This window comes from Faecalicatena contorta, assembly GCF_022835095.1.
GTDB classification, from domain to species: Bacteria; Bacillota; Clostridia; order Lachnospirales; family Lachnospiraceae; genus Faecalicatena; species Faecalicatena contorta.
Window position 1 is genome coordinate 3,757,669 of sequence record NZ_BQNQ01000001.1, and the last position, 15,306, is coordinate 3,772,974.

The window sequence follows — 15,306 nt, forward strand, 5'->3', positions numbered from 1 at the left end:
CAAAGGGGATCACGTATGCAGGGCCCTGAATGGCAGCACGGTAATATAACTTCAGAACAACGTATCGGATTCCAAAAAGTCAATTGCCGGGGAGATTACTCTCCCAGCTGTTTCAATTTAGAAATCATATCCACAATGGAATAGCCATAGTTATCTGCCGTGGCCCAGCCATACCCTTCCGGGTTCTCCTGCTGCCCCAGCCATTCCACATAAGGCGCTGATCCCTTAGTCACATATTCATAACGTTCATCTACGCACTCCTGAGTCAGGGCATCTGCGGTGGCATAAGCTTTCAGGTGCTGGATCTGCGCACGTATTCCGGTCCGTACATCGGGATAAGAATTTCCTGCAACACCGCCTCCGGTAGTACCCAGCCCTGCAAAATTAAACTGTTCAATGGACGCATCCCCTCCATACTGCAGCCACCCGGTTTCTTTCATGGTCTGCACAAAAGGCACCTCCGGCCTGATTCCTTCAGCGACCGCCTCATCGTAATACATCTGGCAGAATGTCTCTATGCTGTCTGCGCCGCCCTTACTCAACTCCTCCGCCGGATACTTTTCCTGGCTGGATTTAAAATATTCTACCATCTGCTCCACGGTAACCGTACTCTTTCCCATAATTGGATACTGCCCCTCGGCAATAACCTCCTCCGTCTCCTTGCTTTCTTCCTTATTCTGCTCGGGCTGATCCTGCGCTGTTTTGTTCGTATCCTTTTTTTCGTCTGCCTCTGAGGCGCCGCCATTCTTCCCGGACTTAGCCGCCTCATTTTCCTTCACTGCCTTATTCAGCGTTTCTTCCTTCGTACTCTTTTCCTGCCCTGCCTTTGCCTCTTTCTTAGTAAATGCCCCATTGTGCCCGGCTACCCCAATCACAATAACAAGCAAAAGCGCCAATCCTGCTTCAAGCCAGATTTTTATCTTATTCTTATTCAAGCCTTTCCAATCCATTATCATCACCCTTGTCCCAAAACTGTGTTGCTTATACTTTACAATATATGCACAGTAAAATGCAATATGCAAAAACAATTATATGAATATACCTGTAACCGTTCAGACAGATCTGCACATTTATGCGAAGACCGCAAGAAAACATGGTGGCTGCAGACATACCGCCGCAGGCGAATTTAAATGTTCTGGATGCGGAACAGTTCAGGCATGCCTGAACTGTTACATATATCTATCAACACTTATCAAGGCGGGAGTCTTATCTGCTTCCGTGAGAAAACAACTGGCCAGAAGACGTCCATGCACCATAGCCGTCTTCTGGCCAGCGTCTCATCACTCGCTGTACCGCCTTCACAATTTAACCTTCATTGGTTCCATCACCCAATATTTTATCTCCATGTCTCCCTTTTCTGCCCGGAAACTGCTCATACCATCTTCCGTATAAAATCTTGTGGTAAATACTTCTTCTCCCCCATTTAAATATACCTCCAGACAGGTTGTATCCGCCAGGATCCGGACAGACCGGCACTCATCCAGATACACGGCCCTGCTTTTTCTTCCATACCCCAGATTCTGTTCCTGAAGAAAAGTAATGGTAAACATTTTGTCACTTCTGCTATAGCATAAAGTAATTCCATCACTAATTACAAGGGTCAGGTCCGTGTCTTCAAGCATTGTAATTTCTATATCATAATACTGCATCTTGTCTGAGGTCTTGCCAGGCTCCAGAATCTGCTCCTCTTTCCGAAGTGACAGCAGTTCCTCTGCCGGATACTGCATCACCTTTTCATCCTTCAGAAACACCTCTCTGGGAACAGTAAGTGCATTCTGCCAACCGTCGTTTACTGTCGGGTTGCACTGTTCCTGGTCATCCGGCATACCGATCCATCCGATCAGGAGCCGCCTGCCCTGTTCATCCAGAAATGTCTGCGGGGCATAAAAATCAAAACCTCTGTCCCATTCCCGGAAGTTCTTCAACCGATACTCTCCGTCAAAGCTTCCATCCAGTTCAAAATATCCGGACTGATAGACATTCTGATAGTCAATTCCTCTCGTTTCTACCCCCTGGGGAGAAACACTCAGTATCTTTTTCTCCCCCAGCATAAATGCATCAGGACACTCCCACATGTATCCGAATCTTTTTTCTCCTGTCAGTATATTCGTATGCTCCCAGCTTTCCAGATCAGGGCTTTTATACACAAGAACCTCTCCCCTGTCATCCTTGGTCCTTGCTCCCAGAAACATATAATAGTTGTCATCCTCTATTCCAATGCTTTTTCCCGTTACAACTTTCGGATCCCGTATATGGCAGGTCAGATGATCCGGATAGTCGTCATTTGTCATCAGGCATTTCTTTCCGTCAAAGTTAAGGCCGTCCTCACTGCTGGAGAGAACCGTATTGCTCTGCCGCCCATCCGTAATATAGTTATAGTCCCCCTCAAGCTTTACATTACCTGTGTAAAATAGATGCATTACTCCTTCCGAAGCAAGGGCAGAACCCGAATAGACACCATTACGATCGAATTCGGCCTCCGGTGACAGTGCAATCCCTGCATACTGCCACTCCAGAAGGTCCGTGCTGGTATAATGCCCCCAGCACTTGCTCCCCCCCTCCGGATTATCCGGAGAATACTGAAAAAACACATGATATACTCCCTGAAACTGACACAGCCCGTTAGGATCATTGAGCCAGCCCGTGGGCGGCATCAGGTGCAGCCCCAGCCGCCATTTGTCGCTCCAATTCATTTCTAACATATACATCCCCCTTTGTCATTTATGATTGTCTGCCGGTGATTTTGATGCTCTTATACTTCCCTGGATTTGTAACGATAACCGGTGTTACCGTATCAAGTCCTGCAGCTTTGATCTTATCCATATCAAATGCCGCAAGGAGTCCGCCGGCCTTTACCGTCTCTCCAGCCTCCACATATACCGTAAATGGTTCCCCGTTCAGCTTAACAGTATCCATACCAATATGGATAAGCAGTTCCACTCCATCCGGTGTTTCCAATCCGATCGCATGCTTCGTGTCAAACACTGCCGCCACGGTACAGTCAAACGGCGCATATACTTTACCTTCTGCCGGCTGTATACCGACACCGTCCCCAAGCACGCCGGACGCAAATGTCTCATCAGGCACCTCAGAAAGAGGGATAACCCGGCCTTTTAAAGGGCTGACCAATATCAATTCCCCGTTATTTCCGTCTTCCGTTTCCTGCTCTTCTTTAATAACAGCTTCCACTTGACCGCTTGTTACAGACGCCGTTTCCTCTTTGAAGCCCAGAACTCCTGTCAATACAAATGCAACACCAAATGCAATTGCCATCGCTATGACATAGTGCAGCGGACTGTGCAGATGCAGAAGGATTCCAAAGATTCCTGTCACGCCTGTACCTGTTGCCCCCAAATGGACAAGGGACGCATACAAAGCCCCGCACGCACCACCAATAGATGCCGCGATAAATGGCTTTCCGAGGCGTAGGTTTACACCAAAAATCGCCGGTTCCGTGATTCCCATACAGGCGCTCAGTGCCGAAGGCAGTGCCACAGATTTCATTTTCTTATTTTTACTCTTTAATGCTACTGCAAATGCAGCCCCGCCCTGTGCCACGTTTGCGGCTGATGCCAAAGGCAGCCAGAATGTTAGCCCGTACTGTGCCAGCTGGCCGATATCAATCACCGTGTACATATGATGTATTCCCGATACTACCGTTGTCGCGTATGCCCCGCCCATGATAAAGCTTCCGATTCCAAAGGGAAGGGTCAGAAGACTCTGAATCCCATTCAGCAGCCCATTTTCAACAAATACAAAGACCGGGCCGATCGCCGCCAGTGTCAGATAGCCCGTCACAAAGACGCTGACAAGAGGTGTTACAAATAAATCAAACATCGGTGGAACGATCTTATGAAGTCTCTTTTCTATTATGCTGAGAACAAAAACAGCTATAATAACTGGAATGACATGCCCCTGATATCCCACCATATCTATCCGCCATAGTCCAAAGAACACCTCCTGCGTTTTCTGTACACCTTCTGTTGCAACCGTCCACGCATTCTGCAGATCGGGATGGATCATGATCATACCGATCACCGCACCCAGAAATGGATTGGCCCCAAACACCTTTGCCGCGCTAAACGCAATTAGAATAGGCAGGAAAACATATGCAACATTGCTAAACAGCACCGCAAACTGATAAATTGAGCCATCCGTATTAATATTCACGTACCCGTTATTTACCATAAAGTTCAGGGCTTCCATGATTCCCATCAGAAATCCGCTTGCCACGATAGCCGGGATAATCGGTACAAAAATATCACCGATCGTCTTAATCAGCCGTTTAAATGGATTCTGCCTCTTTGCAGCTTCTCTTTTCACATCGTCTTTGCTGGCCTCGCTGATTCCCGCAATCTTAATAAATTCATCATAGACCTTATTAACAGTTCCTGTCCCCAGGATAATCTGCATCTGCCCTGATGCGAAGAATACCCCCTTTACAGCATCCACATTCTCAACAGCCGCACTGTCACACTTATCATTATCCGCAATCACAAGCCGAAGCCTGGTTGCACAGTGTGCAGCAGAGATCAGGTTTTCTTTTTCCCCGGTATACTTCAGTATCTGTTCCGCTATCGCATGATAATCCATAACGCCCTCCTTCATGATATCGTTATCACTTTTTTTGTTTGATATCACGTTAATCCTCATATTTTATGTGATTTTTAATATGATATCGTTTTCATATTTAATATATATTTTATCACCTTTTCAAGATCTGTAAATAGGTAGATAGAACAAAAATGCATGCCATTTTTTGTCTATATTTCACAATTCTAGTATAAGACAATTTAAATGCCTTGCTGGTTCGGTGAGAATGATTTTCCGAAAGTGCAGACGAAAAACGCAGGCGTAGCGGGGATACACTGAGGCTTTTGCGTCTGTGCTATCGGAAAATCAGGCCGGCGAAACAGTAAGGTATTTAGATTTTCTTATACTAGTACGCCTTGGCGTACTTGCGGCGAGGTGCGTCATGTTCCTCCTGACATTATACCTCTGCGAGCCTCTGTCATCCGCTGCCAGCTTTATCCCGGAAAAAGATTTGTGTTACTGTGCACGGCACGGTCTGAACAGTAACAGATTTGTCTCCCATTAAGACGAACTTGTTACTTATTTACACTTATAGGGTAGGTGTCTTATCTGCTTTCAAGATAAACATTATTCCCTGAAAATACCACAATTATGTAAAAACACATAATGAGCGCCCGTTCTTAAAAAATTGCGCATTGACACAAAAATGACCGGAGTTTATGGATGACTTTTGATTCACAATATCAAATGTCATGAAAGGATGTGCTGCGTTGCCGTCGGACAACACAGCGAATCCTTCTTTTACCATACAATCCGGTCATTTATTATTTAACTGCACTTAGGAATGGACAACCAGCACAGCCATAAACACTTTCCACTCCAGCTCCTTACTCCAGAATTCTTCTCTCACTCTTATACACTCTCTGCCTTAACCACCTCATACCCGAGCTTTGTCTGCCTGTATATGTTCGCTTCATTCTCGATCAGCTCAAGCAGCATATTTGCGGCCTCTATTCCGCTGGTTCTATAGAACAGATGAGCTGTTGTTATTCTGGGTGTCACCACCCTGGACAAGCGATTATGCCCGATCCCCGCCACAGCTGTTTCCTCAGGTATCTTTCTGCCCATATCCTTGAGACATGTTACAGCTCCTACTGCCAGTGTATCTGTGGCACAAAATACAGCATCCAGTTCCGGGCATCTGTTCACCAGTCTTTTCATACTTTCATAACCCGCCTCCATGTTGAAGCCTGCCGTTATTATCATCTTTTCCGGTACTTCCAGTCCATACTCTTTCATTGCGTCTTTATAACCTTCGGTCCGGCTCTTCCCCGCGGCCTCATCCTTCTGTGACACAGCTATATGTGCAACCTTCTTTTTCCCGCTCTCCAAAAGCAGCTCTGTCATCGCTCTGGCAGCGCCGTAATCGTCATGATAGACACAGGCGCAATCGTCAAACCTCTGACTGATAATAACAATTGGGATCCCCAGTTTCTTCAATGCTTCCTGATGCGCCCGGTCATAAACAGAAGCCGAAAACAAGATTCCGTCGACCGGGTTATTCTTCAACAGATTGAGATATTCAATTTCCTTTTTGGGATTATTCTCTGTACTGGCCAGCAGCATCTGATAACCTTTTTCCGAAAGAACAGAACTGATACCGTCAGCCACCCTTGCTATAGATTCCGAACTGATCTTAGGCAGTATCACCCCAATCACCTTTGACCTCTTTGTCCTGAGAATCTGCGCCTGCTTGGACGGTCTGTAGCCGGTTTTATCAATGACAGCCTTAATCTTCCGCCTCTTCTCCTCGCTGATATATCCATCATTCAAATATCTCGAAACAGCAGATACCGAGACCCCTGCCATCTTCGCGATTTCTGTAATCGTCATTGTCGTTCCTCTCAATCCATGCCCCCCTGAAACGGAGCAATTTATACTCATAAAATTATGCAGTCCTCGCTTCCTCAAAAGGAAGCAGCTATACCCATAGAATAATTGTAGCATCCTACTTAGGGCAATTCAAGCTGGATTTTAGCAATTATGTATTTAAGCAATTCAGTGTATTGGCAATTTCATTTCCTATCCCCGCCCCCAATCCCATCCGCCTCTCTCCAAAGTCTTCCCAGAGTATTGCGTCTCCCGCCCTATAGCGCCAGCCGCAGGAACCGGACATAGAGGCCGCCGGAAGGGTCAGCACGGCTGTTAGCCGGAGTTAAGGAAAAAAGAAGGAAAGCAGGGGTAAAAATTGTAATAACCAAATTACAATTTTTCCTGCCCCCAGCGCGTGAAGTCATCAAGACCTCACGTGATGTGGGCAGGCTGCCCCTGCTTTCCTTCTTTTTTGCTTTACTCCGGCTTACAGCCGTAACCCGTTTCCGGCGGCCTCTATGTCCGGTTCCTGCGGCGTCCCCATACCAGGTCCAACAGCTTTACTCCACAACGACCCCTTTTTGAAGCATAATATTCGCATAAAGCGCCTTCTCACTTGTAGCGATGATTGCATAAGCTGTCTTTGCCTCATCATAAAATGCGAAACGCTCAATATTCCCCACTGCGTCCCCGCCTCTTTCATCATGTTTTGCAATGATTTCTTTATATGTATCCCAGATCGGTGTCTCTACATCGTCACCATCCATAACCTGCATCAGGTTTACCGGCTTTTCTACATATGTATCCAGAGGGAATACCTGAAGGATAGCATCCAGGATCTCCGGAACCCCGTGTCCGTCACAGCGGATCACGATTGCGTCCTTTCCCATGGATTCTGCCGGAAAGTTACCGTCAGAGATAACCAGTCTGTCGCTGTGTCCCATTTCACATAATACTTTTAATAATTCTGGTGATAAAATCTGTGGAATTCCTTTTAACATTGTTCATGTCCTCCTGAGTCTTAGTCGGGCCGGTGCCTCCTGGTATTACATTTCGTATGATTCGGTGCAGACAGCAGGTACTGTCAGCACTGAAACTTATATCATGAAATACGCAGGCATATGCGCCCATAAATGCCAATACAAAGAGCACCTGGTTGGCACAGGCACTCTTTGTTTGGTTAGTTAGGTATTGGTTTTCGGTGTTTCACAATAGTACAGACAATTCTGAACTATCGCGGTATTTCCGCAAAATATATTTGGTTATAATCACTTGGCGGCAATTATCGAATGGACTTGTACATTGGTCCATAAGCCTGGCATGCTCTGAAATCCTGGCCCTCTTTGTCCTGTCCGAATGCATTCCATGATGCAGGTCTGAAGATCTTCTCTTCAGGAACGTTGTGCATTGCTACCGGAATTCTCAGGATTGAGCAGAGTGTGATCAGGTCAGCACCAATGTGTCCATAGCTGATTGCGCCGTGGTTAGCTCCCCAGTTGTTCATTACATCGTATGCGGATGTGAATGCGCCTTCTCCTGTTACTCTTGGTGCAAACCATGTACATGGCCATGTATAGTCTGTTCTCTTCCACAGCACGTCTGTTACTTCATCCGGAAGTTTTACTGTCCATCCCTCAGCGATCTGAAGCATTGGCCCTAAATTCTTCACAAGGTTCAGACGGATCATGGTTACAGGCATCTCTGCTTCTGTTACGAATCTGGATGAGAATCCGCCGCCTCTGAAGTATCCGAAGTCAGCATAGTTCCAGGTCGTTGCATTGAGCATTGCTTCCTGGTCTTCCTCTGTTACATCATACCATGGCTTCATACATCCGTTTCCATCAGCGTCTTTAGACTGTCCGTTCGCATCCAGGCATGCTGCACCTGAGTTAATCAGATGGATAAATCCGCCTGCTTCTTTTGCATGTCCTTCCAGTTCATATCCGTCCGTAGCTCTCTTAACAGCCTCAGGGCTCCAATAGGTACGTACATCTGCAAAAATCTGTGCTGAGTTTGTAAGCAATTTGCTGAACAGCATTCCAAGTCCGTTCAGTACGTCGTTTTCTGTTGCAAGGATGTATGGTTCTCTTGCTCCGTTCCAGTCGAAGGAGGAATTCAGCATAGCTTCCGGGAAGTCACAGTTCGGATAGAAGTCTGTCCACTGTCTCTGTCCCTGGAATCCAGCTGCCAGAGCGTTGTGTCCAACCATCTCTTCTTCTCTTCCTTCCGGCAGATTTTCGTTGCCGTTCATCAGGTCTTTGATGATGCACATCATTTTTACAACGAATTCCCAATCAGCTTCCTTTTCCTCGCTGTTTCTCTGGAGGTCTTCACGGTTCTTATCAAAACCTTCTTTGCATTTCTCCTTTGTCCATGCAAGAGCTTTCTGGAATTCAGCTTCATCATAGATACCCTCTGTCATGCGGCGGATGATTTCCACCTCATCCACAGATTCAACACGCATGCCAAGGTATTCCTCGATAAATGCCGGATCAATGATTGATCCGCCGATTCCCATACAGATAGAACCGATCTGAAGATAAGATTTGCCTCTCATGGTTGCTGCAGCAACGGAAGCGCGTCCGAATCTCAGTAATTTTTCTTTTACATCGCATGGAATCTCAGTATCATCAGCTTCCTGAACATCATGTCCATAGATTCCGAATGCCGGAAGACCTTTCTGCGCATGTGTAGCCAGTACAGATGCAAGATAAACAGCTCCTGGTCTCTCTGTTCCGTTAAATCCCCATACAGCCTTGATTGTCTGTGGATCCATATCCATTGTCTCTGCACCGTAGCACCAGCAAGGTGTTACCGTCAGTGTAATGTCAACGCCTTCTTTTTTGAATTTATCTGCACATGCAGCAGCCTCTGCCACACGTCCGATTGTGGTGTCAGCGATTACAACCTTAACCGGCTCGCCGTTTGAATACTTCAGATTCTCTGTGAACAGTTTAGCTGCTGATTTCGCCATATTCATTGTCTGTTCTTCCAGAGATTCACGTACCTTCAGAACCCCTCTTCTTCCATCGATCGTAGGTCTGATACCAATTACTGGGTAGTCTCCGATAAGTCTTGATTTTGCCATGATTTGTTTCCTCCTTATTCTTGTTTCAATCCATGCTCGGTAATTTCACAGAGTACGACTACATCTTGTACAGATGCACAGCTTGACCTCATGTCAGTGTGGGATACCGAGTCCTCTCTGCCCGACACTGCCATTAATCTTGCTTTTATTGATTTATCGCTCCACCTATACAGGCGGGAAAATCCTTCTTAATCTTGTTGAATTAAAGTTTTAAATTTCTCATATGCCGCATTCCACTTTTCTTCATCCTGCGGAATGTACTCATATGTTTCTTCTGAATCTGCAATAATCTGTCTTGCCTCATTCACGTCTTTGATCTCGCCAAGGGACATAAACTGTACGGCAATGTTACCAAGCGCCGTAGCCTCTACCGGTCCCGCAATCACCTTGCGGCCGTTCGCCCCGGCAGTCATCTGGCAGAGCAGTTTGCTCTGGATCCCACCGCCGATCATATGGATGGTCGGATAGTGCTTTCCTGTACATGATTCAATCTGCTCCAGAGCATATCTGTATTTCAGCGCAAGGCTCTGGTTAATGCAGCACATGATCTCACCGATTGTCTCCGGCACCTTCTGTCCCGTCTTACGGCAGAACTCACGGATACGTTCCGGGATGTTGCCGGCCGGAACAAATTCCGGCGCATCGGGATCAATGAAGCTCTGGAACGGCTCTGCTTCCCTGGCCATCTGTTCCAGCTCCCCGAAGGAGTATTCCTGGCCTTCGCGGATCCACTGTCTTCTGCTCTCCTGAGCAAGCCACAGTCCGATAATATTCTTCAGCAGTGTGGTGGTATCGCCGTAACCACCCTCATTACTTACATTGCATGCACGGGATTTTTCTCCGATAACCGGAGCTTTCAGTTCGGTTCCAAACAGGCTCCAGGTTCCACAGCTGATAAACATGAAGTCCTCTTCCTGTGTCGGTACAGCTACCACGGCGCTCTGTGTATCATGGCTGGCAACCGCGATTACCTTTGCCGGCTGGATTCCAAGCTCTTCGCAGATGTCACCGCTCAGAGTCCCTACGACCGTCCCGCTTGGCACAATCTCCGGGAAAATATCCTTCGGAATACGGAGTGCATCCATAATCTTATCCGACCACGCCTTGTTCCTTGCATCCATGAGCTGTGTAGTTGTAGCCATCGTATACTCCGCTTTTGTCTCCCCGGTCAGGAAGTAGTTAAAAAGATCCGGAGTCAGTAACAGCTTGTCTGCCCTTTCCAGAATCCAGGGCCTCTTTTCCACTAAGGAATAGAGCTGGAATACAGTATTAAAGTTTTCAAACTGATTACCTGTCATATCATAAAGTTCGTCTTTTGGAATTGCCTTAAACACTTCCTCCTGCATGCCAAGTGTCCTGTCATCTCTGTAATGCACAGCACTCTCAAGCAGTACCCCATGCTCGTCCAGAAGGCCAAAATCAACCCCCCACGTATCAATTCCGATACTGTCAAAGCCGCCTTTTTGTTTTGCTTTGATAATACCCTGTTTTATCTCGAAAAATTGTCTCAATGTGTCCCAGTACATTGTCTTGCCTATGATAACGGGATCATTGGAAAAACGGTATACTTCTTCCATATGTATCTTCCCGTCCTCCAGGGTCCCAAGGATTGCACGTCCGCTGGACGCCCCGAAGTCAAACGCAAGAACCTGCTTCTTTTCACTGCTCACACACATTCCTCCTTTCAAAGATCATTAACCGTAACAGTTTCGACAAGTCTGAACTGTCACCATGAACCTGTCATTAGCTACATTTTAACATTGTCCATGACAAGATACTTGTGCTATAATGGTAAAAAATATAACAATATTCACATAAAGGAGTATCATGCAGTATATCAATTACCGTGAAAGCTGGCAGAGGGGTACTGTCGACTTTCCCGTAGAATACCACCATATTACCCCCGCGCATCCCCAATATATCATGTCGCTCCACTGGCATGTGGAATTTGAAATTATGCGTATAATAAAAGGCACTTTCCTGTTGTCCATCGATGAAGAGGAATTCACAGTCCACGCGGGTTCTTCCATCATCGTCCCGGCAGGCGCCCTGCACGCTGGAACTCCCCAGAATTGCACCTATGAGTGTATTGTTTTTGACATGAACATGCTGATGAATAAAAACGATTCCTGCCGCAAACTCATCAGAAAGATCATTGATCATGAGGTGGAGCTTACTTATGTATATCCGGATTCCTGTAACGATATCCACCAGATCGTCTGGTCCATGTTCGACGCAATGGCTTCCAAAAAAGAAGGTTATCAGCTGATCGTTCTGGGAGCCCTTTATCAGCTGACAGGCTCTGTTTTCTCTGAAAAATATTATAACCCTACGCCCGCGCAGCCTCCCAGAAACCATCGGCGTATCGTTCAGCTCAAGACGGCACTGGAGTTTATGGAATCGGCCTACAATACCCCGCTCACTCTGGAGGAGATGTCCAGCAGTGTCAATATGTCGCCCAAATATTTCTGCCGCTTTTTCCAGGAGATGACACACCGCACGCCAGTCGATTATCTCAACTACTACCGTATAGAACGCGCCTGCTATCAGCTGCTTACCACCGATCAGTCCATCACCGAGGTTGCTTATAATTCGGGCTTCAATGATCTGAGCTACTTTATCAAAACTTTTAAAAAATATAAGGGAACTACACCGAAAAAGTATCTCTGCTAATGGGGTCGAATGGGGGGACACGGATGTGGGCTGGCTATGAATTGCGGTTTAGTCGGCTAGCTTTAGCCTAGTCGACGGACGGGGACGCTTCATGACAGGGAGGCCGGGGAGGTGCTGGGGCTGTATATGCCGTTGCACCTCCCCGGCCTCCCTGTCATAAAGCTGGCTCATCCAATCGGCAGGAAAGCTCGCCAACCGGGTGGGATCCCGGACCAGGGCAGCGGATGTGGATTGGCTATGCGTATCTTTTCATCTTCAAAATGTGTATTGAATTATTTTGATACTGGAACCGTATCCCATCGCTTATGTACACCTACTGGGGACATAGAAGTCCCGCCAATTCAATACCATACGCTGCTCCCGCTTGAGGCATCTCCTTAGAAACGAGCTTTTTCCTGCCGGTTGGATGCGCCAGCTCCATGAAGGGATAGCTGAAAGCCTCCCGGAGAACATCCATGTCCTTTCAAAAACGCTCAAAGCGGACCTTAGAAATTCTTGGTGGGAAACAGCCCGGAAAATGGAGAGATTTTTGGATTCCGAATCCAAAAATCAGCTGACCCAGCGCGAGAAATCATCGGATTTCTCGTGATGTGTCAGTGGTGCTCCATTTTCAGGGCTGTTTCCCGCCTAGAATTTCTTAGATCCGCGGCCGCGTTTTTGAAAGGACATGGATGTTCTCCGGGAGGTTTTCGGCTATCCCTTTATGGAGCGCCCCCATCCGCGCCGGGACTAAAGCCCGTTGCTAAATCCCGATTTAATTCAAAGATCTTCTCAGGCATTACCCCCTCAGCTGCAAACCACGGCCCTACCGTCAGATCCCACTTTTTACACACTTCCGTAGCCCTCAGCCTCTCATTTGCCGCCTCATAATCTCCGTCCTCACATTCAAAGTAGATAATCGACTGATCCTCAAAATACCAGATCAGTTCATTGATAAATCCTGCAGCCCTGATTGCCTCCAGCATTTCAGGCCATGGATTTTGGTGGATTGCAATATATTCATTTCGCATCTCAGGTTTCACCTTTATAACCATCAGCAGCCGTTCCATACTTTGTTCCTCCTTATTCATATCTGCCATATTGTTTTGCTTTTTCTATAAAAAACTTCACCCGCTCAGGCGTGACATCGACCTGTATAATATGGGCCGGCGAGATGACATAACCTCCGTTTCGTCCCAACACTTCACACTTTTCTTTGATATCTGCCTCAACCTCTTCATCTGTACCGTTTGGCAATAGATACTGCTGGTCAATTGCCCCCCAGAAGCAGAGTAGATCTTCAAATTCATCTTTCAGCTCTTTCGGGGAATGTCCCGGTACTCCGGGCTGTACCGGATTAAATACATCGAATCCAATTTCCTTGATATCATGCAGAAGCAGTTTTACAGCACCGTCACAGTGAAGTATGCAGAGGATATCTTCTCTCTCTTTTTTCAATTCTTTTATCATCTGCACATAATATGGTTTCAGCATCTTTCTGAACATATCCGGGGAAAACAGAAGACTGGTCTGGGAACCAAAGTCATCTCCCACCCAGATAGCATCGACTCCACGGCGTATCAGTTCTTTTCCTATTTCGGTCTGGAACTCTGCACATTTTCCAAACAGGTATTCCACATATTCCTCTTCCATGGCCATATCCACAAGAAGCTTCTCCATGCCGACTAACTGCTGTGCCAGGGACAGGATTGTGACCTCAATATCCCCGATCACCAAATACTCGTCTTTATATCTCTTCACATAGTATTCCGCATCAATATATCTGCTTGGGTCGTGTGGATCAGGCCACTCAAATGCGTCGATGTCCTCTCTTGTCTCGGCTTCCGCAAGGGGAAATTCTACCGTTTCTACGTAAAGAGGGCCCTGCTTCAACTTTTGGTGGTATTCATTGTACCAGGTTCCGTCTGCTTCAATTACTTTTGTGAACTCTGCGGCCTCACTCGCTCCGACAATCACCAGGTCGCTTCCCATGGCCAGCCGCACTTCATTGCCGCTGATCCGATAGGTCACGTCTTCAAATATGTTGTCCGTATACCTGGACTCCACCCCCAGCTCCTGTGCAAAATGATCCTGAAGGCTCCTGCATAAATCAAATTGTATCGGAATCCTGTCCGGCATTCCTTCCTTCAGCTTCCATGCGCGCATTACTCTTTCTCTTGAATTCATATTTTTTCCTCACCTTCTTCTATTAGTCTTTCTTCCGTTCCTTCATCATGTCAAAAATCACTGCCATAATCAGTACAACACCTCTGATTACCTCCTGGTAGAAGGATGGCACGGAGAGCAGGTTCAGGCCATTTGATAATATGGCCAGTATTAATACTCCCATCACGGTTCCGATCAGTTTGCCTTTTCCTCCCGACAGGCTGGTCCCCCCCAGTATGACGGCTGATATGGTCTCCATGTTGATCTCTGCCGCGGCGCTGGGAATTCCTGCGCCCGACTGTGCAGACAGCATTATTCCTGATATACCTGCACAAAATCCCATGATAATATAGATCCACAGGTAGGTAGGAACTACTTTAATTCCGGACAGATATGCCGATTTTTCATTTCCACCTATGGAATAGACCTGACGGCCGAACTTTGTATATTTCAGAATAAACCAAAACAGCATAAATACCACAATCATAATCAATACGGGCAGCGGCAGAATTCCCAATATATACTTTCTGCCAATTGCATTGTACGCAGTATTCTGGATCAGGATTGTCTTTCCTCCCGAAAATATCTGTGCCAGACCGCGTATGATTGTCATCGTGCCCAATGTCGTTATAAACGCATTCACATGTCCTTTTGTGATAATCATCCCGTTCGCCAGCCCGCAGACACCTCCCGCAAGAATCCCGGCTGCCACTGCAAGGAACGTATTGCCTCCCGACTGCATAATGAGGCCCGCTATGATTCCGACCAGCGCCATCACCGACCCTACGGATACGTCGATCCCGCCTGAGAGCAGAACCAGCGTCATCCCTCCTGCCATAACTCCCATCTGGGCCGTATAAAGACCTACCTTCATGAAGTTGGACAGAGAAAAGAAATAGGGGGACAATATACTGAACACAATAAGCATAATTACCAGGACAATTAAGAGGGCTACCTCTGTCGTCAATTTCTTTTTAACTTTCGTCTGTTTCAAC

General features: G+C 46.8%; 11 protein-coding genes. 1 reads left to right on the top strand and 10 read right to left on the bottom strand.

Annotated features, from left to right (window positions below):
- Positions 1-95: 95 nt before the first annotated feature.
- From MWG26_RS16885 to MWG26_RS16915, 7 genes are all read right to left on the bottom strand, one after another.
- Positions 96-950 (bottom strand): glucosaminidase domain-containing protein, encoded by an 855-nt coding sequence (locus MWG26_RS16885; RefSeq protein WP_330588103.1) that lies wholly within the window; start codon positions 948-950, stop codon positions 96-98.
- A 348-nt stretch (positions 951-1,298) separates the two neighbouring features.
- A complete protein-coding gene (locus tag MWG26_RS16890; protein WP_025656547.1) occupies positions 1,299-2,702 on the bottom strand; it encodes a glycoside hydrolase family 32 protein in 1,404 nt (467 codons plus the stop codon).
- A 19-nt stretch (positions 2,703-2,721) separates the two neighbouring features.
- On the bottom strand, positions 2,722-4,593 hold the full coding sequence (locus tag MWG26_RS16895) for a PTS sucrose transporter subunit IIABC (RefSeq protein WP_025656546.1): 1,872 nt from the start codon (positions 4,591-4,593) through the stop codon (positions 2,722-2,724).
- 852 nt (positions 4,594-5,445) lie between these two features.
- The gene (locus tag MWG26_RS16900; RefSeq protein ID WP_240285815.1) at positions 5,446-6,441 is read right to left on the bottom strand and encodes a LacI family DNA-binding transcriptional regulator; all 996 of its coding nucleotides are present in this window, start codon (positions 6,439-6,441) and stop codon (positions 5,446-5,448) included.
- A 524-nt stretch (positions 6,442-6,965) separates the two neighbouring features.
- The gene (locus MWG26_RS16905) at positions 6,966-7,406 is read right to left on the bottom strand and encodes an RbsD/FucU family protein (RefSeq protein ID WP_025656544.1); all 441 of its coding nucleotides are present in this window, start codon (positions 7,404-7,406) and stop codon (positions 6,966-6,968) included.
- A gap of 281 nt (positions 7,407-7,687) precedes the next feature.
- Positions 7,688-9,493, bottom strand: coding sequence for an L-fucose isomerase (locus MWG26_RS16910; protein ID WP_025656543.1), 1,806 nt, complete (start codon positions 9,491-9,493; stop codon positions 7,688-7,690).
- Between the two features lie 188 nt (positions 9,494-9,681).
- Positions 9,682-11,169 (bottom strand): rhamnulokinase, encoded by a 1,488-nt coding sequence (locus tag MWG26_RS16915; RefSeq protein WP_025656542.1) that lies wholly within the window; start codon positions 11,167-11,169, stop codon positions 9,682-9,684.
- A 151-nt stretch (positions 11,170-11,320) separates the two neighbouring features.
- Here MWG26_RS16915 and MWG26_RS16920 point away from each other — a divergent pair, with 151 nt between their 5' ends.
- A complete protein-coding gene (locus MWG26_RS16920) occupies positions 11,321-12,166 on the top strand; it encodes an AraC family transcriptional regulator (RefSeq protein ID WP_025656541.1) in 846 nt (281 codons plus the stop codon).
- Between the two features lie 701 nt (positions 12,167-12,867).
- Here the strand turns inward: MWG26_RS16920 and MWG26_RS16925 are convergent.
- The 3 genes from MWG26_RS16925 to MWG26_RS16935 are packed head-to-tail and all read right to left on the bottom strand — an operon-like array spanning position 12,868 to position 15,305.
- Positions 12,868-13,215, bottom strand: a complete 348-nt coding sequence (locus tag MWG26_RS16925) for an L-rhamnose mutarotase (RefSeq protein WP_173005721.1) — start codon at positions 13,213-13,215, stop codon at positions 12,868-12,870.
- Between the two features lie 13 nt (positions 13,216-13,228).
- The gene (locus tag MWG26_RS16930; protein WP_025656539.1) at positions 13,229-14,332 is read right to left on the bottom strand and encodes a uroporphyrinogen decarboxylase family protein; all 1,104 of its coding nucleotides are present in this window, start codon (positions 14,330-14,332) and stop codon (positions 13,229-13,231) included.
- Between the two features lie 22 nt (positions 14,333-14,354).
- Entirely contained in the window at positions 14,355-15,305 is a 951-nt protein-coding gene (locus MWG26_RS16935; protein ID WP_025656538.1) for an ABC transporter permease, read from the bottom strand.
- Position 15,306 lies beyond the last annotated feature (1 nt).

Excerpts from the sequence above, each read along its gene's own strand:
- MWG26_RS16885 (WP_330588103.1), bottom strand. The coding sequence starts at position 950 with ATGGATTGGAAAGGCTTGAATAAGAATAAGATAAAAATCTGGCTTGAA.
- MWG26_RS16890 (WP_025656547.1), bottom strand. The coding sequence starts at position 2,702 with ATGTTAGAAATGAATTGGAGCGACAAATGGCGGCTGGGGCTGCACCTG.
- MWG26_RS16895 (WP_025656546.1), bottom strand. The coding sequence starts at position 4,593 with ATGGATTATCATGCGATAGCGGAACAGATACTGAAGTATACCGGGGAA.
- MWG26_RS16905 (WP_025656544.1), bottom strand. The coding sequence starts at position 7,406 with ATGTTAAAAGGAATTCCACAGATTTTATCACCAGAATTATTAAAAGTA.
- MWG26_RS16910 (WP_025656543.1), bottom strand. The coding sequence starts at position 9,493 with ATGGCAAAATCAAGACTTATCGGAGACTACCCAGTAATTGGTATCAGA.
- MWG26_RS16915 (WP_025656542.1), bottom strand. The coding sequence starts at position 11,169 with ATGTGTGTGAGCAGTGAAAAGAAGCAGGTTCTTGCGTTTGACTTCGGG.
- MWG26_RS16920 (WP_025656541.1), top strand. The coding sequence starts at position 11,321 with ATGCAGTATATCAATTACCGTGAAAGCTGGCAGAGGGGTACTGTCGAC.
- MWG26_RS16925 (WP_173005721.1), bottom strand. The coding sequence starts at position 13,215 with ATGGAACGGCTGCTGATGGTTATAAAGGTGAAACCTGAGATGCGAAAT.
- MWG26_RS16930 (WP_025656539.1), bottom strand. The coding sequence starts at position 14,332 with ATGAATTCAAGAGAAAGAGTAATGCGCGCATGGAAGCTGAAGGAAGGA.